We start from the raw sequence: 21,141 nt of genomic DNA on the forward strand, positions 1-21,141 counted from the left end.
GATTCCTACGAAACAACACGCGTGGTGGGACAACTATCTCGTCGCTCTGCTGGGGCTCGTGCTCGCGGCCGGATTCGCGTTCGGCGCGATCGCCGCGGCCGCGGGCGGCACCTACCCGCTCGCGATCGCCCTGGCGGTGCTGGCCGTTCCCTTCGCGATTCCCACCGTCCTGCAGGTGCTCGGCGAGTTGCTCATCTACCTGGTGATTCCCGCCGCGGTGGTCGGGTTCGTGCTGCTGCTCCCGGTTCTCGCGCTGAGCCCCGTCGCCCGCAACTGGGCCCGGCGGCGGTGGCACCGGTACCGGGCACACCAGCTGTGACCTGCACGGCAGACACCCGGCGAAGATCACATAGACCGGTTCCGCCCCGTCCGTAGAGTTGTCGGATACGAGCTTTTGCCACGTAACCGAGGGACGGAGGCCACAGGTGAGCGGTGGCAAATGGGACCTGCGCGGCATCGCCTGGTGGCTGCCCGGGCTGGCCGTGCTGCTGGCGGGTGCGCTGCTGTACTCGCCCTTCGGCGTCTCGCTGACCGCGGGGCGCGTGGTCGTCGCCGTCGCCATGGTGGCGCTGGGCGCGTCGGCGGCATGGCGTTGGTGGTGGGCGCGGCGGGTACCGGCGGAACCGGAGACGGGCACGCTGACACCGGTGCGCAAGCCGGATCCGCAGGCCGACGCGCAGACCCGTCACCGGGCCCGCCGCGGCCGTGCGCTGGCGGTCGAAGCACTGGTGGCCGCAGGTTTCGCCGTAGCCGGTGTCGCCGCGCTCTCGATGCCGGTATCGCTGGCTTTCGTATGGGCGGGAACATTCTTCGTCACGCTCGGGGTCTGCGGGCTGGTCGCCGGCGCACAACGTGACGATGTGCTGGTCTCGTCTCCCGCCCTGGCCGGGTGGCAGGTGCTCGCCGGGTTGGTCCTCGCGACATTGCCCTATCGGACGGGGCTCGACTTCACCGCGTGGACGATTCTCGCGCTGCTGGTCACCGGTGCGGCGATGGTGGTGCGCGGCGCGCGCTTGACCGCTCCGCTACCTCGGGCGAGCACACTGCGCTGGTGGCGTCCGGTGTCGGTCGGCGTGCAGTTGATCGTGCTCGCGGGTGCCCTCGGCTGGTACGGCACGATCGTCACCCAGGCCGCGCGGCAGCAGGACGAGCAGGGGCGGCTGGCCGCGTTCTACGCAGTGCCGCAAGGACTTTCCCCCGCCGCTCCCGGCACGGTGATTCGTTCCGCGCCGCTGCCGCTGCCCGGTGTGCGCGGGCAGGGCTGGCGCGTCCTGTACTGGTCCCAAGACGGCCAGGGACGGCCGACGGTCTCTTCCGGCGTGGTCATCGCACCGCTCGGGCAGGCCGCGAACCGGCCCATCCTCAACTACACGCACGGCACCGTCAGTCTCGGCGCCGACTGCGCGCCGAGCCGGCAAGCCGATTTCGCCTCGACCATGCGGCCGTGGCTCGACGGCGCGCTCGACCGCGGCTGGGTGGTCGCCGCCAGCGACTACGCGGGCGCGGCGGGCACCGGCGACGGCGAGCACTACCTGGTCACCGCCGATCAAGGGCGCGACGCCGTGAACGCCGCCCGCGCCGCCCGCAACCTGCCCGGCACCGGCGCCGGCACCGACATGGTCATCTACGGAGTCTCCCAGGGCGGCCTCATCTCTTTGGCCGCAGCCGCGTTGACGCCCGGCTACGCGCCCGAACTGCACCTGGTCGCCGACGCCGCGAACGCCGCCGCCTCGGATATCGCAGGCATCCTGCAAGCCCGGCCGCCGCAACTCGTCGACGGCTGGGCCGTCGTCCCGTTCCTCACCACCCAGTTCCCGAAGGTGTACCCGAACCTCGATCCCAACGCGCTGCTGACGCCGCAAGCCGCGCTGCGCAACCGCGAGATCGCCGCGGCCGGTTGCGCCGCAACCCCTTTCAGCGCGCTGCTGCCCCGGCTCACCGCGCTCCCCGGCATGGGTGACTACTTCAAAGGCGACCCGCTCGCCGACCCAGCCTGGCGAAAAGCCTTCGAGGAGAACCGCGCACCGGACATGCCGCCGGGGATTCCGGTGTATCTGGCGCACGGTCTCGACGACGAACTGGTTCCGGCGAAATTCACCGCCGCGCTCGCGCAGCGCTACTGCGCGGCGGGCATCGACGTCACCACGCAGTGGAATCCCGGTGTCGGCCACGACAACGACAACGAGAAGGCCGTCGCCCCCAAGGTGCTCGACTGGTTCAGCGCTCGCCTGGCGGGTCAGTCCCCGCCCGGCACCTGTGGCCAGGCCCTGCCCGCCGGGCTCGCCGAACACTGACCCTGCCGCGGTGCGTCGCCGACGATCAGGCGACGTACGGGCGCTCGGCCCGGGCCGAGCGCAAAGCCGTTCCCCACCAGACAATCTGGTGGAGCAGCTGATCGGCGGCCAGCTCTGCCGCCGCGGGCTCGGTGAGTTCGCCTGTCTGGTCGAAGAGTTGGGCCGCGCCGTGGAAGCTCACCGTGTCCCGCACCGTGACCGCGTGTAGTTCGGCGAAGACGTGCCGCAGATGTTCCACGGCACGCAGGCCGCCGGAAACACCCCCGTAGGAAACGAATCCGACCGGCTTGGCCTGCCACTGGGTGAAATGCCAGTCGATCGCGTTCTTCAGTGCCGCCGGGTAGCTGTGGTTGTACTCCGGCGTGATGATGACGAACGCGTCCGCCGCGGTCAGCCGCGACCCGACGGAGTGCAGCGCCCGCGCCTCTTCCGGTTCGGGCTCGTGCGACATCTGCGCGGGCAAGCGATCCTGCGCCAGATCGATGAACTCGACCGCGACGTCGGTCCGCTGTTCGGCGCGCCGAACGAACCAGTCGGCCACCGTCGGCCCGAAGCGCCCCGCCCGGGTACTACCCAGGATCACTGCCAGCCGAACCGGATTCTCCGTCATCACAATTCCTTTCGAGGTATTCGGGTGATGACGGCAAGCTTCGAACATCAACAAAGGTTGAAGTCAAGGCGGCCTGGTCGAGCGGCTGACCGTGCGCCGACCACGGCCGGCCGCGCGATCGCTCGAGCACCCGCAAGCGCTCCTCGGTCTTTCTATCGGGGGATCGAACTGCGGCACATCAGGAATTCCACGCCGAACGCACCCGGCAGTATTACTGCGTTCGACCATGATTCCCCAGTTCGGGGCACTTATCTGGAGGCCGCGCATGCGACCCAAAATTCTGGATCTCACCGCCCACGAGTATGCGGCACACCATCCGGATGAATTCATCCGATCATTGATGAGGTGGCACTTCAGCGAGGAGACCGGGAGCCCGTACTGGCTGCACCGCGCCCGGACATTGGATTTCGATCCGATAGCCGAGGTGCGCACGTTCGAAGATTTCACCCGCTTTCCCAACGTTGTCAACGAGTTTCGCGATACCCCGATCGAAGAGTTGATTCCGCGCGGGCTGAACGGCGCGGACCGGGAGATCGCCGGGGTCTACGAGAGCGGCGGCACCACCGGCGCGCCGAAGCGGTTCGTCATGTTCGACCGGTGGATGGATTTCGCGCTGAGCTGGGACGAACATCACTACGCCGGCCTCGGCACGATGAACACGCTGGCCGTCACGCCCAGCGGGCCACACATGTTCGGCGAGTTCGCCGAACGTCGCGCACGCAGGCACCACGGGGTGAAGTTCACCATCGACCTCGACCCACGCTGGATAAAGCAGATGATCGGACGCGGTGACACCGACAACACCGAGCGCTACGCCGAACACGTGATCGACCAGGTCGCACACATCCTCGACACCCAATCCGTCGGAATTCTCGTCACCACACCGCCGCTGCTGGAGCGAATCGCCCGCCGCGACGACCTCGTGGAAAGAGTGCGCAAGAACGTCGAGTTCATCTGCTGGAGCGGCGCGCATATGGACGCGGATTCGCGCGCACTCTTCCGGGAAGAGATCTTCCCGAATATCCCGCTCAAAGGGCTTTACGGCAGTACCACCATTCTCGGCATGTCCCGGGAGCGAGACGAGGAACGCCCGGACGGGCTCCCGGTGTTCGATCCGCCGAGCCCCTACATCGCCTTTCGCGTCATCGATCCGGTCACCGGCGCCGATGTCGAGTACGGCGAGCGCGGGCAAGTCGTGATGAACCACCTCAGCAAATACGCACTGATCCCCAACAATGTCGAACGCGACCTGGCTATGAAAGTCGAACCGCCCGCACCCGCGCTGGGTTGTTCGGTCGCCGACGTCGGCCCGGTCCGGACCTTCGACGACACCGAGGTCATCGAGGGCGTGTACTGATGAGCGAGTTCATCCAGATCGACGCCCTCGGCCCGAACGGCGCCTATCGATCCCGCGAACGCAAGCCACTGACGGCGTTGTCCGGCAAGCAGATCGGCGAGATCAGCCAGGTACCCGCGTTGTACGTCAGACGCACCCTCGCGGCCATGCGCAAGGCGCCGGTGCTACCCGCCGCCGACCGCTTCGACGTGCTGGAACGGGCTGCGGAACTGTTCCAGCACGGTGAGATCGACGGACTCGGGCCGGCCGACTACGCGCGTCTGGTGTCCCTCGCCTCCGGCGTGCCGCTGGCCGTCGTGCAGCAGTCGGTGCAGTGGGTCGCCGACGTGCTGCGCGAGCAACGCGACACCATGGAACTCGCCATGCCGAAGGGCGCGGTGGGCGACTGGCAGGATCCGCAGACCCTGCACGGCTCCGCGGTGTGGACCCGGCGCGGTGATCTCTTCGCCGTCCACGCCGCCGGGAATACGCCTGCGGTACACGGCCTTTGGCCTGAGGCGCTGGCGATGGGCTACAAGGTCGCGGTGCGGCCGTCGACCCGTGAGCCGTTCACCGCCGTCCGCCTGGTCAGCGCGTTGCGCGCGGCCGGGATGCCACCGGCCCTGCTCACCCTGCTGCCCACCGACTACGCGGCTGCCGACATCATCGTCGACGAAGCGGACTTCGCGATCGTGTACGGCGGACAGGACGTGGTCGAAAAGTACGGTGCCAGTTCGCGAGTACTCACCCAGGGGCCGGGCCGATCCAAGGTTCTGGTTACCGCAGACGTGGACTGGCGCGAGAAGATCGAGCTGATCGCAGGCTCGGTAAGCCATCTCGGCGGCACCGCATGCACCTGCACCACCGCCGTGCTCGTCGAGGGCGACCCCGAACCGCTGGCCAGGGCGCTCGCCGCCGAGCTGGCCAAAATAGCGAGCCTGCCCGCGCACGACCCGGCGGCCATCCTCACCGTGCAGCCCATCGACTCGGCCCGCGCCACCGATCGGTACCTGCACCGGGTCGCGGGTGCGGCCCGGCCCCTGCTCGGCGGCGACACCATCGTCGACGAATTGCCCACCGGCGGCGCGGTGCTGCGGCCCGCTGTGCATCTCGTGGACCGCAGCGACGCCCCACAGCTCGATGTCGAACTCGCTTTCCCCTGTGTGTGGGTGGGCCCTTGGTCGCCGTTGGACGGCGTTGCACCGCTGCGCAATTCCCTGGTGCTGACGGCAATGACGCACCGGCGCAGTCTGATCGACGCGCTGCTCGACGAACCGTCGATCACCAATCTCTACCTGGGCGACAACCCGACCACATGGCTGCGTCCCGGAGTACCGCACGACGGCTATCTCGGCGAGTTCCTCATGCGCACGAAAGGAATGATCCGGTCGCAGTGATCCGGAAATCGTGGCCCTAGGGCAGCACCAAGACGGCGAGGACCGGGCGGTGGTCCGAGCCGGGGAGGTCCAGGATGCGTAGGTCCCGGACGCCGATGCGGTTGTCGGCGAGCACCCGGTCCAGGGTCACCGGGGGGATGTTGTCGCCGTCGTAAGGTCCCCAGGTGCCGACCAGCCCTTTGCCGCGCACCAGGGCCGCGTCCCGGTAACCGGAGTGCAGTAGGTCGCGCATCACGGAGTGGTCGAGGGTGGCGTTGAAGTCGCCGGCCAGGATGCGTAGCGGGCCGTCGGGGGTGGCGCGCTGCTGGCGGCGGAAGCTCTCCCGCCACGGTTCGATCGCCTCCCGGCTCGACGGCGCCGCCGGATGCGCCGACTCGACGAACACGCCGTAGTCGGTGAGTTCGGCGATCGCCTGGGTGAACCCCCAAGGGTTGTGCCGTACGCCCGCGTCCCGCAACGGGATTCGAGCGAAGACGCCTGAACCGCCCACGCCCGCGGCGGGATAGCTCACGCGGTGCGGGAAGTACTTCGCGAACGCGGTGGCGAACTCCGGCGTCAACTCCTGCACCGCAACGACATCGGCGTCCCTGGCCAGGTCGGCCAAACGGGCCGGGTCCACCCGGCCCATCAGAACGTTCACCGACATGACGCGCAGTTCCGGGCCGCGCGCGCCACGCAGCGCGTCACCGTCCTCCAGCCAACGCGGAACCACACAGAAAGCCAACGCGATCACGACCACGGCCGAGACCAGCGCCGGATACCGTTGCCGCAGCAGCACTGTCCACAACAGCGGCACCACGGACAGCGCGGCCACATAGGGCGTGAAGGCGATCAGCTGCACCATCGGATACCAGGCGTCGAACCCGCCGATCCGCACGACCACCCAGATCGCACCTGGTAAAGCCGCGCCCCAGGCCGCAATCGCTTTCCATCGCACCGCCCACACAGTAGACGCGCGTACCAGCGCAGTTGTGTCCATCCTGTGTGGATTCCGTGTTGATTCCACCGTCTCGGCTACTTCGCCGCCGGGCTCGTCGTCACCGCCGGTGCGGCCGAGGTGGTGGCCGCCGACGTGGGCGCCACCGATGTGGTGACCGGCGGCATGGGCAGGTGGTGACCGGCCGAATCGGCTCGGGACACTTGCCATCCGGCTGCGCGGATCATCCGAACCTCGTCTCCCTCTGCTGCCGCGGCAGCACCCCCACCCGCAAGGTGGCTCGAAGTATGCGGACCAACGTCCGCATACTTCGATCGAGGGAAGACCCGTCCTCGTTACCGCCCGGTGCCCCGGGTAATCGCCGACGGCGCAGTCCATTCAGTGGCGAGAATCGCCCAGATCTGTTCGTCGTGCCAGGCGCCGCCGTAGCGCCAGGCCGCGCGCGACACACCTTCGAGTGTCATGCCGAGTCGCTCGGCGACGGCGGAACTGCGCTCGTTGTCCGCGCGGCAGTGCCATTCGGCGCGATGCAGGCCGCGCACGCCGAACGCCCAATCCAGCAGTGCGCCACAGGCCGCGGTGACCAGCCCGTGCCCCTCGCCGGCCGGCTCGAGCCAGCAACCGAGCTCGCAGGAACCCGTGGTGGCGTCGAAATCGACGAACAGCACTCCGCCGACCAGCACGCCGTGCCGCCAAATCCCGTACAGGCGTCGGCCGTCCGCGGCTTGCCCGTCGGCGTAGCGGCGCAGCGTGCCCCGCGCACCGGCCACATCGTCGGTGACGAACGCTGCGCTCACCCACGGCCGGATGTGCTCGCGCGCCCGATCCAGATGCGCGGCGAACTCCTCGGCCTGCCACGGCTCCAGCGGGCCGAGGTGGGCGGACTCCGTCAACGGGAGAGAAAGCACGATCGACCTCACCTTCACACGCCGGTTCTGCCGACAACCGTAGCCGGTTCAGTTCGTGGCGCAGAGTGCCGCGTCGACGACCTTCATGACATCTGCTGTGGGCTGGGCGGTTTCGGGCACCTGGTTGATGCTCACCGTCACCGCCCGCCCGTCCTCGGTCACACCACCGCGGGTTTCGAACCCGTCGATGTCACCGCCGTGGCCCCAGCTGTCCTTGCCACAAGGCAACCGGCGTTGCATGAGGCCGAGTCCGTAACCGGCCGGTGGCCCCGAGACCTCCAGTGGCACAGTCCATTTCATTTCCGTTAGCTGCGCGGGCGGCACCAGCTCACCGTTAATCAGCGCGGTGAAGAACCGGTTGAGATCCGCGCCGGTCGACACCATCGCACCCGCCGCACCGGCCACCGACACGTTCTGTCGTGTGTAGTCGACCCGGTCCCCGCCGAACACGGCGTAGCCCACCGGATGCGGACCGCGGATGTCGGTCTCCGCGGCATCCGGGTAGTAGGTGTCGTGCAATCCGAGCGGTTCGATGACGCGGCGCGTGATCTCCTCGCCGAGCGAGCCGCCGGTTATCTTCTCGATCACCATGCCCACGATGGCGTAGTTGGTGTTGGAGTAGGCCCAGCGCGCACCCGGCTCGAAGTCCGCGGGCACGGTCAAGACATTGCGCACCACCTCGTGGATATCGGTGATCTCCCACCGCACGTGCTCGGCATGCGTGTCGACCTGTCCCGGTTTCGGTGTCGCCCCGAACTCCGCCGCGTACTCCGGTAGCCCGCTGGTGTGCTGCAACAGATTTCGCATCGTGATCCGAGTGCCGTCGATGCCGGGTCCGTGCACCAGCCCCGGGAGGTAGCGCTCCACCGGCGCGTCCAGCTCGGCCTTGCCCTCGGCCACCAGTTGCAGCATGACCGTGGCGACGAACGGCTTGGTGTTGCTGCCGATCCTGATGCGCGCATCGTCCGCGATCGGTGTGCCGCGCTCGACATCCCCCAGCCCCGCGTGCGCCGTCCACACCTGCCCCCGCTCACTCACCACCGCCTGTGCGCCAGGCAGGTGATCGTCGGAAATCAGGCGATTCAAGCCCTCGACCACCTGCGCCTGTCCGGTCGCACCGAATGCTGTTGCACCGCCGACACTTTCCGCAGAACTGCACCCCGCTACCAACACTCCCGCCACCGCCACGGCAGCGGACAACCGACAACAAACCCTGTTACGCAACCGATTCGCTTCCCACACCCCGATCACGCTACGAGCCGCGCCGTCGCCCTCCCATCCAGCGAACACCCTTCTTTCCGGTAGTGCTGGCCCCACCCTGCCCGCGGTCATCGCCGGTCGGCTTTCCGCTGGTGCTGATCAGCGTGCCGATGTCGGACCTGCCCGGCATGATGACGGCATGGAGTCAGGTCAGCGCAGCGAAGCACCCCTGGTGGCGGGCGAGTACGAGATGCTCGTCGGCTTTCTCCAATTCCAGCGAGACACCCTGGACTGGAAGTGTTCCGGGCTCACCGCCGAACAGTTGCGGCGGCAGGCGGTGCCGCCGTCCACCCTCTCCCTGCTCGGCCTGGTCCGCCACCTGACCGAGGTGGAGCGCACCTGGTTCACCCGCGTCTACCAGGGCGTGGCGGCACCCTCGCTGTACTGGGCCACCGATCCCGCCGAAGACACCGACTTCCAGGTCGAGAACGCCGACCCGACCGCCTCGATCCAGTTGTGGCGCAACGAATGTGACCGTTCCCGCGACATCCTCGCCACCAACCCGCCCCTCGACACCACCGCCACCCGCCCCTCGAACGGCGAAACCTATTCCCTGCGCTGGATCCTCATCCACCTGATCGAGGAATACGCCCGCCACAACGGCCACGCCGACCTGCTCCGCGAAGCCATCGACGGACAGACGGGGGAATAGCGAGGCCCCCCTTCGCTACGGGATAGCCGATACCCGGTCCGTAGCAGCCGAATCGTTTGATCCAGGCGAGCGTGACAGGCCCACGCTAGGCCGCCCATCCTTGTCCGAGCACGTCAAAGCCCTATGAGTAACGAACGCGAACCACCTGCGATGTGATCCACACAACATCGATTCAGGAGGTTCGAGATGTTAACTGCGAAGCGACTTGCGGCCGGGGCCGTCGTTGCCACCGCCACCGCGGCCACAGTGTTCGCCGGTGGCGGCATGGCCCAGGCCGACGTACCGGTCTGGGAAGCCAGATGCCACGTCTACAACATCTTCAACACCGGCGGCATGGCCAACTGCGAACTCCCCACCTGGCACCAGGTCAAACTCACCTGCGTAGCCTGGCCCGTCCCCTTCACCTACTGGAAATACGGCCCGGCCCAATACGGCCAAAACCAATCCTGGGCCAGCTGCGATTCCTTCAACGCCCTCGTCAAGGTAGAGGTGATCCAAGCCTAGATCCCTCGACCCGCGCTGCCACCTCTGCGCCACGCCCACGGCTCCAATCACCTGCGGCCTGCCTTCCCGCCACCCGCTCCACGCGGCCGCTCCGGCGGGCCCAAGTGCGCGGTCATCCGAGTACACGGCGATCGTCTACTTTATGATCTTGTGGGTTGTCAGAGCTTGGCTCCGGAGGTGCGTGCGGCGTGGGAAGCACAGTTGATGACGAGTCACAGAATCAGCGAGACGCGATATCACCTACCCTGCGGGCGGCGCGAGGACCGGTCGTGACGGCCGGCAACGTGTTGTTCGGCCTCGGCCTCGAAACCGATGTCAACCAGGTCGATGAGATCCTCGCGCACGCCCGCACCGCCGACGACGCGGGCCTCGACCTGGTCACTCTCTCCGATCACCCCTACTTCGCCCAGCGTCTGGACGCCTACTCCGTGCTGGCGTTCGTGCTGGGCGCGACTCGCAACATCACCGCCGCGACGGTCATGACCAACCTGCCCAATCGGCCCGCACCTGTGCTGGCCCGCACCGTCACCGGCCTGTCCACGATCTCGGGCGGCAGATTCGCGCTCGGCATCGGTGCCGGCGGCGGACAAGGCGAGGAAACCCACGCCCTCGGTGCCCCGCAGCTCTCGCCTGCGGCCCGGGTCCGCGCACTGGAAGAAGCGGTCACCCTCATCCGGGCGCTGTCCGGCGGCGGCGAGCCGGTCACCTTCGACGGCGAGTTCTACCAGGTAACCAACCTGACACCGGCCGCAGCAGCGACACCGCCGATCTGGATCGGCGCGCTGGGCCCGAAGATGCTTGCGCTCACCGGCCGGCACGCGGACGGATGGATTCCCGGTCACCTGGCCGACTGGCGCAGCGCCGAAGTCCACCGGGCCCGATCGATCATCGACGAGGCCGCCGCGGCCGCAGGCCGAAACCCCGCCGACATCACCACCATCTACAACGCTGCGGGCACCATCTCCCGCGACCCGCTTCCCCAGACCCGCACCGCAGAAGGCCGCTGGATAGGCGGCTCGGTCACCCAGTGGGTGGAGGAACTGACCTACGCCGTCACCGAACAAGGTGCCGGTGCGTTCATCTACCTGACCCGTCCCGGCGACATCATCAGCGACGACACGATCGAGCGGTGGGCGCTTGAAGTGGTGCCCGCCGTCCGCGAGGCGATAGCCGAGCACTGACCTGAATACGCCACCCGACCGTAGCTCCCGCACTGTCGCGGCAGGCGCTGTCGGCATGGTCGAGGGGTAACGGTCTTGTGGCCGTGGCAGGTTACGCAGGCCACAAGAGGCTCAACAAAGGGTTTAAGCCCTGCGGGCGGCCCCGCCTGCGCTTAGACTTCGATCGTGGGCGCATTCGGCAGTAGCGCAATGGAATTGGCCATGCCGCCGATTGCGCGGATGATCCTGCATGCGGACGGCTCCACCACCCGATTATTGGAAGCGCTACTGGGGCAACCGCTCTCGCTGTCGCTGCAGGAGCAGCAGGCAACCCTCGCCGCTGCCGTGCCTCCGGAGGTGCGTTTTGCGCTGGGGTGCGCGGCCACCGACGAGATCATGTATCGGCGTTCCCAGCTGTGCACCTCGGCGGGTGCGGCGGTATCGAGCAACGAGGTGACCGTGGTGTGCCGCGATCCCGGCATCACCGCGCTGCTCACCGACAGCGGCGCGCCGATCGGCCATGCCCTCGCGGCCGCGGGCCGTCAGCTGCCGCGCGTGCTGCTAGCCAGCGGCTGGTCGGCCTGGCCGGACAATCTCCAGCACTGCGTCTACAAGGAATACTTGTTCCTGGACGCGGCCGGGGACCCCGTCGCGCACATCCGCGAACGCTTCAATCCGGTCTACGTCCCCAGCGCGGATTACCGCATGCACAGAACGAAAACTGTTGGGGCGGGTCTGTGTTCCGGAAATGTGCAATGCCCCTCGGGGTAATCCGGACAGGGGCTCAATTGCTCTGCAGCCCTGTAACCAAGCCTCGAGCTGCTACTTGTCGGCAGCAACTTTGCCGTCAGACGTTGAAGCGGAATTCGACCACGTCACCGTCGTGCATGATGTAGTCCTTGCCTTCCATGCGGACCTTGCCGGCGGATTTGGCGGCGGGCATGGAGCCGGCTTCGATGAGGTCGGTGTAGGCGACTACTTCGGCTTTGATGAAGCCGCGTTCGAAGTCGGTGTGGATGACGCCTGCGGCTTTGGGGGCGGTGTCGCCCTGGTGGATTGTCCAGGCGCGGGCCTCTTTCGGGCCTGCGGTGAGGTAGGTCTGCAGGCCGAGGGTGTGGAAGCCGGCGCGGGCCAGGGCGTGCAGGCCGGGTTCGGTCTGGCCGATGGATTCGAGGAGTTCGAGGGCGGACTCGTCGTCCAGCTCGAGCAGTTCGGCTTCCACCTTGGCGTCGAGGAACACCGCATCCGCCGGTGCGACAGCGGCTTTCAGCTCGGCGACCTTCGCCTCGTCGGTCAGCACCGACTCGTCGGCGTTGAAGACGTAGAGGAAAGGCTTGGTGGTGAGCAGCGAAAGTTCTTTGAGCAGTTCGGTATCCACCTTGTTGCCCGCGGCGAACAGGGTGGTGCCCTCGTTCAGGATCTCCTGCGCGGCCTTGGCGGCGTCGGCGATCGGCTTGCGATCCTTCTTGATCTTCGCTTCCTTCTCGAAGCGCGGGACCGCCTTCTCCAAGGTTTGCAGATCGGCGAGGATGAGCTCGGTCTCGATCACCTCGATATCGGCGGCGGGATCGACCCGGCCGTCCACGTGCACCACGTCGTCGTCGGCGAACACCCGCACCACCTGGCAGATGGCGTCGGCCTCACGGATGTTGGCGAGGAACTTGTTGCCGAGCCCCGCGCCCTCGGAGGCACCCTTCACGATGCCCGCGATGTCGACGAACGACACGACGGCGGGCACGATCCGCTCGGAACCGAAGATCTCGGCGAGCTTGTTCAACCGCGGATCGGGCAGCGGCACGACCCCGACGTTCGGCTCGATGGTCGCGAACGGATAGTTCGCGGCGAGCACGTCGTTCTTGGTCAGCGCGTTGAAAAGCGTCGACTTTCCGACGTTGGGCAGGCCGACGATTCCGAGGGTGAGACTCACGAGACTGCCCCGCTCCGCGCGGCATTCTCGTACGTCTTGGACGCTGTGCTGGATGGTTCGCTCGCTCGCTCGCTCACGAGACCAGGAGTCTACGCGGCAGACCCTCTTCTACCTGCACCGGCCGCCACCGGCCAGGGTTCCCACACACCAAACAGCGTGTGGGAACCACCGGCTTCCGATCAGGGCACCAGCACAACCTTGCCGAGGTTGGCACGCCCCTCGATCACCCGATGCGCCGCGACGGCGTCGTCGAGCGCGAACTCCGCGTGCACGACGGGCCGCAGCAGACCCGAAGCGAGGAACTGCCACAGTTCCTGCCGCCAGTGGTCGAACAGGTCGGGCTGGCCCTGTGCGATCCGCGCCACCTGGAAGCCGATCACCGATTTGGCCCCGACGAGCAGGTCGTAAGCCTGGATGGTGCCGCCGCCGGAGCTGTAGGCGACCAGCCGTCCGCCGGGCGCGACGGCCGTGATGGCCGGTCCGAGCAGATCCCCGCCGACCGCGTCGAGCGCGTAGTCGACCGGCGTGCCCCACGATTCCTGGCCGTATTCGACGACTTCGTCGGCCCCGAGATCGCGCACGAACTCGGCCTTGGCGAGATCGGAGACCGCACCGACGACCCGCGCCGCCCCACGCAGCCGGGCCAGCTGCACCGCGAGATGGCCGACACCGCTGGCCGCCGCGGTGATCAGCGCCGATTCACCGTCCTTGGGCTGCGCCGCGTCGAGCGCACCCAGCGCGACCAGACCGCTGCGCACCAGGGCGACCGCGTCGACGGCGGACCCGCCGTCGGGGATCGGCGAGGCCATCGCCGCCGAGAGCAGGGCGTAGTCGGCGTAGCCGTGCCCGAACACCAGGCCGGTCACCCGATAGCCGGGTTGGTAACCCGTGACGCCTTCGCCGACGGCAACCACTTCACCGGCGATCTCGCCGCCGAGCGCGATCGGCTCGCGTTGTTCGCGCACCTTCCGCACCACCGGCAGGGTCACGCCGATCGCTTCGACCCGCACCAGCAATTCGCCAGGACCCGGCGTCGGCACCTCGACCGCCACGACCTCGAGCACTTCCGGACCACCGCTGCGCTCGTACTGGACCCGACGCATCACACCTCCACAACTCATCAGAAGTGGCCACGGTAACCGCAGATCGCCGTCGAACCACACCCCCGAGTGCGACATCTCACCGCCGGGCAGCGGTGGCGGTGAACCGCGCGGGACCACCTTGCGCCGCGGCCCGCAAGGCGTAGCGTGACCTGCATGGAGCCGAGCACCGAGATGGTGACGGCGCGACCGGCGCCGGTGCTCGCGCGGTTCATCGACCACTACGTGGGCTACCGGATGGTGGGGTATCCGGCGGGTCTGCACCGTGGCCTGCCGTCCGCGCACATGACGTTCATCGTCAGCATCGGGCCGACCATCGACGTTGTCGCGCAGACCGATCCGCGGCAGTCGCCCCAGGACTATCGGTGTTCGCTGGGCGGATTGCAGGCCAGTTCCGCGCTCATCTCGCACACCGGTCATCAGGAGGGCGTCGCGGTCGCGCTGACCCCGCTGGGCAGTCGAGCGCTGTTCGGGACGCCCGCGGCGGCGCTCTGGGATGTCTCGGTCGAGCTGGCGGATGTCGTGGGGCCGGTCGGCACGGAGCTGTGGGAGCGATTGCAGGGTCCGGCCACCTGGACCGCCCGCTTCGCGACCTGCGACCGGATCCTGGGCCGGATCGCGCAGCCCGAACTACTGGTCGGGCCGGAATTGACGTGGGCGTGGCGCACGGTGGTCGGGTCCGGCGGCACGCTGGCCGTCGGTGCGCTGGCGGACGAGATCGGCTGGAGCAGGCAGCATTTGGCGCGCCGCTTCGGTGCCGAGTTCGGACTGAGCCCCAAGCTGGCGGCCCGGATCGCCCGCTTCGAACGGGCCCGGCGGATGCTGCAGCACACCCCTTCCCATATCTCCATCGCCCAGGTGGCGGCCGCCTGCGGTTACTACGACCAGGCGCACCTGAATCGCGATTTCGCCGAACTCGCGGGCGCCAACCCGACGACCTGGCTGGCCGAGGAGGTTCCATCCGTCCAAGACGGCGCGGGGCCGGCCGAGTGAGGCTGGACGCATGACGAATCCAGCGAATACCGATATCACCACCCGCACCGCGGTCTGGCCCACCATGACCTTCCGGGACAGCCGCGCCATGGCCACCTTCCTCGCCGAGGCGTTCGGCTTCGTGCAGACCGCGATGTACGCCCGCGAAGACGATCCCTCGGTGATCGAGCACGCGGAAATGCGCTGGCCGCTGGGCGGCGGCATCATGTTCGGCAGCTCGTGCAAGGACGCGGGCGTTTTCGGCAAGCGCCTGCCCGGCAACGACTCGGTCTACCTGGTCTGCGAAGACCCCGACGCGCTGTTCGAGCGCGCCGCGGCGGCCGGCGCCGAGGTGATCCGTGGCCTGCAGGACGAGAGTTACGGCTCGCGCGGCTTCGTGGTCCGCGACCCCGAGGGCAACCTGTGGAGCTTCGGCACCTACTGGGGCGAATAGCCTTGCCGCCCTAGCTGTCTCGAACGGCCCGGCGACCGCGGGGTCCGGGCCGTTCACTCAGCGCCCGCCCAGACCCGACATGGCGACGCCGTTGCTGAAGGCGCGCTGCGCGATCGCGTAGACGACGAGCAGTGGCAGGAGCACCGTGACGGTCAACGGCACCATCAGGGTGCCCAGATACGCGACGAACAGCACTTCGCACCCGCGAAACCGCAAGCGTGCGAACGCGTATCCGGCCAGCGAGCAGAAGAACACCTGACCGGCGGTGACGCAGGCCGCGTACACCGCGGTGTCGACCAGCATCCGCCCCAGCGGCCGCCGTGCGGTCCGACCGGCAGCACCGTGATATCCACGGAAAGCCCGTCACGACCGGCGAACTCGGAATACAGCCAGTGCCTGCCCAGGACCATCGCCGCCCGTCCGGCCCGGAACAGGTCCGGCGCCGCGACCGACAGTCGGTCGGCGACTTTCGGTGCGACGCCGTGCCGGTGCCACGCCGCCTCCACGATGGGTCCGACCAACGAATGCCCGAGCCGGCATGGCAGCATACGGATGGCAACATCGCCGGGCGAGGGAACACGCCCAGCCGCACCGGCGAACAACCGGCGACCTCGACCGAGGCCCGCCGGAGCACAGCGCCACGTGGGCCACCCGTACCCACCGCGCGCCGCGACTCGTAGGAAGACACAGGGCGAGTCGCCGCGCCGAGAACGAAATGCAGCGAATGTTCAGACTTCCCTAAGTCCGGCTCGAGCGCGCTTCAGTTCAGCTACGTTGTCAACGTTTCAGCAAGTCAAGCTCGATCTCACGGGAGAGTAGTTCGCATGGCGACCATCGAATACCTCCGGACTGATCCCGACCTCCCTCCCGTGGGTGTCGTGGACCGTTCGCCTATCACCCCCACCAAAAAGGCCATTTTCGCGGTGATCGCCGTGGTGGGTGCCATCGCCTGGGCCGTCTTGGCCATCGCCAGGGGCGAGTCGGTCAACGCGGTGTGGATCGTGGTCGCGGCGGTCTGTACCTACGTGCTCGCCTACCAGCTGTACTCCAGGCTGATCGAACACCGGATCACCAAGCCGCGCGACGATCAGGCCACACCCGCCGAGATCCTGGAAAACGGCAAGGACTACATGCCGATGGACCGGCGGGTGCTCTTCGGGCACCACTTCGCCGCCATCGCGGGTGCGGGTCCGCTGGTCGGTCCGGTCCTGGCCGCGCAGATGGGCTATCTGCCCGGCACGCTGTGGATCGTGTTCGGTGTCGTGTTCGCCGGTGCGGTGCAGGACTACCTGGTGCTGTGGGCCTCGACCCGTCGCCGCGGCCGCAGCCTCGGGCAGATGGCGCGCGACGAGCTCGGCGTGGTCGGCGGTATCGCCGCCATCGTCGCCGTGCTGGTGATCATGATGATCCTGCTCGCGGTGCTAGGCATCGTCGTGGTGAACGCGCTGGCCGCGACCCCGGGCAAGGACGGCGTGCTGCAGGGTGGCAGCCCTTGGGGCGTGTTCTCCATCGCGATGACCATCCCGATCGCCCTGTTCATGGGCGTCTACCTGCGCTACCTGCGCCCCGGCAAGGTCGGCGAGGTGTCCCTGATCGGTTTCGCGCTGCTCATGCTCGCGATCATCTCGGGTAACTGGGTGGCCGAATCCGGCTGGGGCCAGGACTGGTTCACGCTGTCGGGCACCACCATCGCCTGGTTCCTCATCGCCTACGGCTTCATCGCCTCGGTGCTGCCGGTGTGGCTGCTGCTCGCGCCGCGCGACTACCTGTCCACCTTCATGAAGATCGGCACCATCGTCCTGCTGGCGGTCGGCGTGCTGATCACCATGCCGGTGCTCAAGGCCCCTGCCGTTTCCCAGTTCGCGAGTTCGAGCAACGGACCGGCGTTCGCGGGCAGCCTGTTCCCGTTCCTGTTCATCACCATCGCCTGTGGCGCGCTGTCCGGCTTCCACGCGCTGGTGTCCTCGGGCACCACGCCGAAGCTGCTGGAGAAGCAGTCGCACGCCCGGATGATCGGGTACGGCGGCATGCTGATGGAATCGTTCGTCGCGGTCATGGCGATGATCACCGCCAGCATCATCGACCAGCACCTGTACTTCGCGATGAACGCGGGCGCCGGCGTCACCGGCGGTACCGCGGAGAAGGCGGCGGCCTACACCAACAGCCTCGGGCTCAGCGGCCCGCCGGTCACCCCGGGTCAGCTGGAGCAGGCGGCCAAGGACGTGGGCGAGACCAGCATCGTGTCCCGCACCGGCGGCGCGCCGACGCTCGCGGTCGGCATGTCCGAGGTGCTGCACCGCTTCCTCGGCGGCACCGGGCTCAAGGCGTTCTGGTACCACTTCGCGATCATGTTCGAGGCGCTGTTCATCCTCACCACGATCGACGCGGGCACCCGTGTCGCGCGCTTCATGCTGTCGGACTCGCTGGGCAACCTGGGCGGGCCGGCCAAGAAGTTCAAGGATCCGTCGTGGCGGCCCGGCGCGTGGCTGTGCTCGGCGATCGTGGTCGCCGCGTGGGGTTCGGTGCTGCTGATGGGTGTCACCGATCCGCTCGGCGGCATCTACACGCTGTATCCGCTGTTCGGCATCTCCAACCAGTTGCTCGCCGCGATCGCGCTCACCGTCGTGCTGACCATCGTGATCAAGAAGGGCCTGATCAAATGGGCCTGGATTCCGGCGATCCCCCTGGTCTGGGACCTGATCGTGACGATGACCGCGTCCTGGCAGAAGATCTTCTCCGCCGACCCGAAGATCGGCTACTGGAAGCAGCACAGCATCTACAGCGCGGCGCTCGACGCCGGAAAGGTTGTGGCACCGGCCAAGACGGCCGAGGATATGGAGAAGGTGGTCCGCAACAGCTTCATCCAGGGCAGCCTGTCGATCATCTTCGCGGTGCTGGTGCTGGTCGTGGCGATCGTCGGCGTGCTGGTCTGCGTGCGAGCCTGGCGCGCGGGCGGCGGCGAGAGCAGTGAAACGCCCGACGAGCCGTCGAAGATCTTCGCGCCGAAGGGCTTCCTCGCGACGGCCACGGAGAAAGAAGTGCAGCAGGAATGGAACGCCCTGATCGCCACGGGGAAGGTCCGCCCACCAGGCGCGGCGAAGGCCCTGCATTGACGCTCAGCGCTACCCCGCAGGACGGCCGGTCGCCTCGACCGGCCGTCCTGCGGCGCCTGCGGACCGCTCGAAACGCCTGTGCGACAGCGGTTCGCAGCGTCGGCTGGTGGTTCAACTCGATCCTCGGGGGTCAGGACTATCAGCGCTACGTCGCGCATCTGACGCGCAACCACCCCGGCTGCGCGATCCCCACCGAACGGGAGTACTGGCGCATCCGGCATGCCGACGCCGACAGCAATCCGCAGAACCGCTGCTGCTGACTTCCAGCATTTATCCAGGCTCCGCGCAGCTCAGCGACTCGACAGCGATAATGGCGGATTCCCGCTAGCGGAGATTGCTTCCAAATGACATTGTGGTGGGCGTGACGATCACGGTGTTGGATTTCGAGCGGTGCTATCGGGCGGTGTCGACCAGAGACTCCCGATTCGACGGACAGTTCTTCACCGCGGTGCGGACCACCGGAATCTATTGCCGCCCTTCGTGTCCGGCGATCACCCCGAAACGGGCGAACGTCTCGTTCCTGCCCACCGCCGCCGCGGCACAGCAGGCGGGGTACCGGGCCTGCCGTCGCTGCCTGCCCGACGCCGCCCCCGGCTCACCGCTCTGGAACACCAGGGCCGACCTGGCCGCGCGCGCGATGCGGCTGATCGGCGACGGCGTGATCGAGCGCGGTGGCGTACCCGCGCTGGCGGCCACCCTCGGCTATTCGCAGCGGCAACTGACCCGCGTGCTCACCACCGAACTGGGGGCCGGACCGTTGGCGCTGGCCCGCGCGCACCGGGCGCATACGGCGCGGCTGCTCATCCAGACGACGGCAATGCCCATGTCCGACATCGCCTTCGCGGCCGGTTTCGCCAGCATCCGGCAGTTCAACGACACGGTGCGCGAGGTGTTCGCGGTGAGCCCGACCACGATGCGCACCGAAGCGCAACGCACCAGGTCCGGCTCGAACGGCCGCCAGGCGCCGCCGGTCAACGGGACGCTCAGCCTGCGCCTGCCCTACCGGGAGCCGCTCGACCGCGCCTGGCTCGAATGGTTCCTCTCCGCGCATGTGGCCCCCGGCATGGAGCTGTGGGAAAACCGTTCCTACACCAGGAATCTGCGCACCCCGCACGGGCACGCGACCACACGGCTGAGCTTCCAGCGCGACCACGTCCGCGCGGAGCTGGCGCTGCACGACATGCGCGATCTCGCGCCGACCGTCGCGCGCCTGCGTCACCTGCTCGACCTCGACGCCGACCCGGTAGGCATCGACGAGGTGCTGGGAGTCGGCGCGGGACAAGACCTTCCGGCGCCGGAGCTCGCGGACCCGGGCACCACCCGGCTACCCGACGCGGGCGCGGGCGCGCCGCCGGACGCCGAAGACCTGCCCGGCGCGACCGGCACCAGGCCACCCGTGTTCAGTCCGGGCATTCGCGTACCCGGCTGCCTCGACGGCCCGGAGTTGTTGCTGCGCACCATGATCGGTCAGCAGATCTCGGTATCGGCCGCCGCCACGCACACCGCGCGACTGGTCGAGGCGCTCGGCGAACGCGTCGAAGGTCCCATTCCGCTGCTGTTCCCCACCCCGGCCACCATCGCCGAACGCGGTGCCGAGGTGCTCACCGGTCCGGCCCGGCGAGTCCGCTCGATCATCGGCGTCGCCGAGGCGCTGGCCGGTGGCGAACTCGCACTGCACCAGGGCCGCACCGCCGCCGACCTGCGCCGCGACCTGCTCGCGCTGGACGGCGTCGGCCCGTGGACCGCCGACTACGTGACCATGCGGCTGCTCGCCGACCCCGACGTGCTGCTCAACACCGACCTGGTGGTCCGCCAGGGCGCCGCGCTGCTCGGTGTGGACCTGGCCGATACCGCGCGCTGGGCGCCGTGGCGCTCCTACCTGTCCATGCATCTGTGGAAGGCCGCGCTGACCGAGCGCGCCGACCGCACCAAATCCGCCGCGGCCAAGTCCGCCGCCGCGAAAGCGAGCCAGTCATGACCGCCACCGTTGCACCCGCCACCCGCCGGATCGGCACCGGCACTGCGGATTTCGCGACGACGGATACCCCGATCGGCCCGTTCACCGCGCTCGTCGACCCCGAAGGTCAGGTGCTGGCGGCCGGGTGGACCACCGACGCGCAGAACCTGCGCACGCTGATCCATCCGTCCTTGCGCCCAGCCGAACTGCGCCAACGGGATTCGCTCGGCGCGGTGACCCAGGCCGTGCTCGACTACCACCGCGGCGATGTCACCGCGGTCGACGCCGTCCCGGTCCGCCAGCACTCCGGCGAATTCCTGCTGCACGCCTGGGACGTACTACGCAAGGTTCCCGCGGGCAGCCCGATCACCTACACCGAATTCGCCGCCATCTCCGGCCGCCCCGACGCCACCCGCGCCGCCGCCAACGCCTGCGCCCGCAACGCCGCCGCCCTGTTCGTCCCCTGCCACCGCATCTACCGAATCGGCGGCGCCCTAGGCGGCTTCCGCTGGGGCCTGCCGATCAAACGCTGGCTGCTCGACCACGAAGCCTGAGGCGGC

Annotated in this window: 21 protein-coding genes and 1 pseudogene; 14 read left to right on the plus strand and 8 right to left on the minus strand. The window is 68.2% G+C overall.

Annotated features, from left to right (window positions below; genetic code table 11):
- The first annotated feature begins 58 nt into the window (after positions 1-58).
- Complete coding sequence (locus O3I_RS36200; protein WP_014988009.1) at positions 59-319, plus strand: hypothetical protein; 261 nt, start codon at positions 59-61, stop codon at positions 317-319.
- Between the two features lie 106 nt (positions 320-425).
- Positions 426-2,294 carry a lipase gene (locus O3I_RS36205; protein WP_014988010.1) on the plus strand — a complete coding sequence of 623 codons (1,869 nt, stop codon included), beginning with the start codon at positions 426-428 and terminating at the stop codon, positions 2,292-2,294.
- Positions 2,295-2,319: 25 nt separating this feature from the next.
- Here O3I_RS36205 and O3I_RS36210 read toward each other — a convergent pair whose 3' ends face one another.
- Complete coding sequence (locus O3I_RS36210) at positions 2,320-2,904, minus strand: NADPH-dependent FMN reductase (protein WP_014988011.1); 585 nt, start codon at positions 2,902-2,904, stop codon at positions 2,320-2,322.
- A gap of 265 nt (positions 2,905-3,169) precedes the next feature.
- Between O3I_RS36210 and O3I_RS36215 the strand changes: the two genes are divergently transcribed.
- Positions 3,170-4,261 carry an AMP-binding protein gene (locus O3I_RS36215; protein ID WP_014988012.1) on the plus strand — a complete coding sequence of 364 codons (1,092 nt, stop codon included), beginning with the start codon at positions 3,170-3,172 and terminating at the stop codon, positions 4,259-4,261.
- Positions 4,261-5,637: an aldehyde dehydrogenase family protein gene (locus tag O3I_RS36220; RefSeq protein WP_014988013.1), complete on the plus strand. Its 1,377-nt coding sequence runs from the start codon at positions 4,261-4,263 to the stop codon at positions 5,635-5,637. The genes O3I_RS36215 and O3I_RS36220 overlap by 1 nt, the downstream gene beginning before the upstream one ends.
- 16 nt (positions 5,638-5,653) lie before the next feature.
- Here O3I_RS36220 and O3I_RS36225 read toward each other — a convergent pair whose 3' ends face one another.
- From O3I_RS36225 to O3I_RS36235, 4 genes are all read right to left on the minus strand, one after another.
- Positions 5,654-6,574, minus strand: coding sequence for an endonuclease/exonuclease/phosphatase family protein (locus tag O3I_RS36225; protein ID WP_202804900.1), 921 nt, complete (start codon positions 6,572-6,574; stop codon positions 5,654-5,656).
- 77 nt (positions 6,575-6,651) lie between these two features.
- Positions 6,652-6,777 (minus strand): hypothetical protein, encoded by a 126-nt coding sequence (locus O3I_RS46895; RefSeq protein ID WP_272944279.1) that lies wholly within the window; start codon positions 6,775-6,777, stop codon positions 6,652-6,654.
- A 132-nt stretch (positions 6,778-6,909) separates the two neighbouring features.
- Positions 6,910-7,482: a GNAT family N-acetyltransferase gene (locus O3I_RS36230; protein WP_041564796.1), complete on the minus strand. Its 573-nt coding sequence runs from the start codon at positions 7,480-7,482 to the stop codon at positions 6,910-6,912.
- Between the two features lie 48 nt (positions 7,483-7,530).
- Positions 7,531-8,568, minus strand: a complete 1,038-nt coding sequence (locus tag O3I_RS36235; protein ID WP_237748195.1) for a serine hydrolase domain-containing protein — start codon at positions 8,566-8,568, stop codon at positions 7,531-7,533.
- 313 nt (positions 8,569-8,881) lie between these two features.
- Here O3I_RS36235 and O3I_RS36240 point away from each other — a divergent pair, with 313 nt between their 5' ends.
- The 4 genes from O3I_RS36240 to O3I_RS36255 all read left to right on the plus strand — a co-directional run bounded on the left by O3I_RS36240 (position 8,882) and on the right by O3I_RS36255 (position 11,829).
- Complete coding sequence (locus tag O3I_RS36240) at positions 8,882-9,394, plus strand: DinB family protein (protein WP_014988017.1); 513 nt, start codon at positions 8,882-8,884, stop codon at positions 9,392-9,394.
- Between the two features lie 186 nt (positions 9,395-9,580).
- Complete coding sequence (locus O3I_RS36245) at positions 9,581-9,898, plus strand: hypothetical protein (RefSeq protein WP_014988018.1); 318 nt, start codon at positions 9,581-9,583, stop codon at positions 9,896-9,898.
- Between the two features lie 269 nt (positions 9,899-10,167).
- Positions 10,168-11,079 (plus strand): LLM class flavin-dependent oxidoreductase, encoded by a 912-nt coding sequence (locus tag O3I_RS36250; RefSeq protein ID WP_014988019.1) that lies wholly within the window; start codon positions 10,168-10,170, stop codon positions 11,077-11,079.
- A 165-nt stretch (positions 11,080-11,244) separates the two neighbouring features.
- Positions 11,245-11,829: a chorismate--pyruvate lyase family protein gene (locus O3I_RS36255; RefSeq protein ID WP_141691915.1), complete on the plus strand. Its 585-nt coding sequence runs from the start codon at positions 11,245-11,247 to the stop codon at positions 11,827-11,829.
- Positions 11,830-11,905: 76 nt separating this feature from the next.
- On the opposite strand, the gene ychF is transcribed toward O3I_RS36255, so the two are convergent.
- Both ychF and O3I_RS36265 read right to left on the minus strand, forming a co-directional pair.
- Complete coding sequence (gene ychF, locus O3I_RS36260; protein WP_014988021.1) at positions 11,906-12,985, minus strand: redox-regulated ATPase YchF; 1,080 nt, start codon at positions 12,983-12,985, stop codon at positions 11,906-11,908.
- A 179-nt stretch (positions 12,986-13,164) separates the two neighbouring features.
- Positions 13,165-14,088, minus strand: a complete 924-nt coding sequence (locus O3I_RS36265) for a quinone oxidoreductase family protein (protein WP_014988022.1) — start codon at positions 14,086-14,088, stop codon at positions 13,165-13,167.
- A gap of 153 nt (positions 14,089-14,241) precedes the next feature.
- Between O3I_RS36265 and O3I_RS36270 the strand changes: the two genes are divergently transcribed.
- On the plus strand, positions 14,242-15,078 hold the full coding sequence (locus tag O3I_RS36270) for an AraC family transcriptional regulator (protein WP_014988023.1): 837 nt from the start codon (positions 14,242-14,244) through the stop codon (positions 15,076-15,078).
- 10 nt (positions 15,079-15,088) lie between these two features.
- Positions 15,089-15,511 (plus strand): VOC family protein, encoded by a 423-nt coding sequence (locus O3I_RS36275; RefSeq protein ID WP_014988024.1) that lies wholly within the window; start codon positions 15,089-15,091, stop codon positions 15,509-15,511.
- Between the two features lie 138 nt (positions 15,512-15,649).
- Here the strand turns inward: O3I_RS36275 and O3I_RS36280 are convergent.
- Positions 15,650-15,835, minus strand: a pseudogene (locus O3I_RS36280) (carbohydrate ABC transporter permease); the annotation flags it as partial.
- A 500-nt stretch (positions 15,836-16,335) separates the two neighbouring features.
- Between O3I_RS36280 and O3I_RS36285 the strand changes: the two are divergent.
- From O3I_RS36285 to O3I_RS36300, 4 genes are all read left to right on the plus strand, one after another.
- Positions 16,336-18,624, plus strand: coding sequence for a carbon starvation CstA family protein (locus tag O3I_RS36285; protein ID WP_014988026.1), 2,289 nt, complete (start codon positions 16,336-16,338; stop codon positions 18,622-18,624).
- Positions 18,625-18,680: 56 nt separating this feature from the next.
- Positions 18,681-18,884, plus strand: coding sequence for a YbdD/YjiX family protein (locus tag O3I_RS46690; protein WP_041564798.1), 204 nt, complete (start codon positions 18,681-18,683; stop codon positions 18,882-18,884).
- Positions 18,885-18,985: 101 nt separating this feature from the next.
- Complete coding sequence (locus O3I_RS36295) at positions 18,986-20,602, plus strand: DNA-3-methyladenine glycosylase 2 family protein (protein WP_081594360.1); 1,617 nt, start codon at positions 18,986-18,988, stop codon at positions 20,600-20,602.
- Positions 20,599-21,135, plus strand: a complete 537-nt coding sequence (locus tag O3I_RS36300; protein ID WP_014988029.1) for a methylated-DNA--[protein]-cysteine S-methyltransferase — start codon at positions 20,599-20,601, stop codon at positions 21,133-21,135. Before O3I_RS36295 ends, O3I_RS36300 begins: the two co-directional genes overlap by 4 nt.
- Positions 21,136-21,141 lie beyond the last annotated feature (6 nt).

The organism is Nocardia brasiliensis ATCC 700358 (assembly GCF_000250675.2).
Lineage (GTDB): Bacteria > Actinomycetota > Actinomycetes > Mycobacteriales > Mycobacteriaceae > Nocardia > Nocardia brasiliensis_B.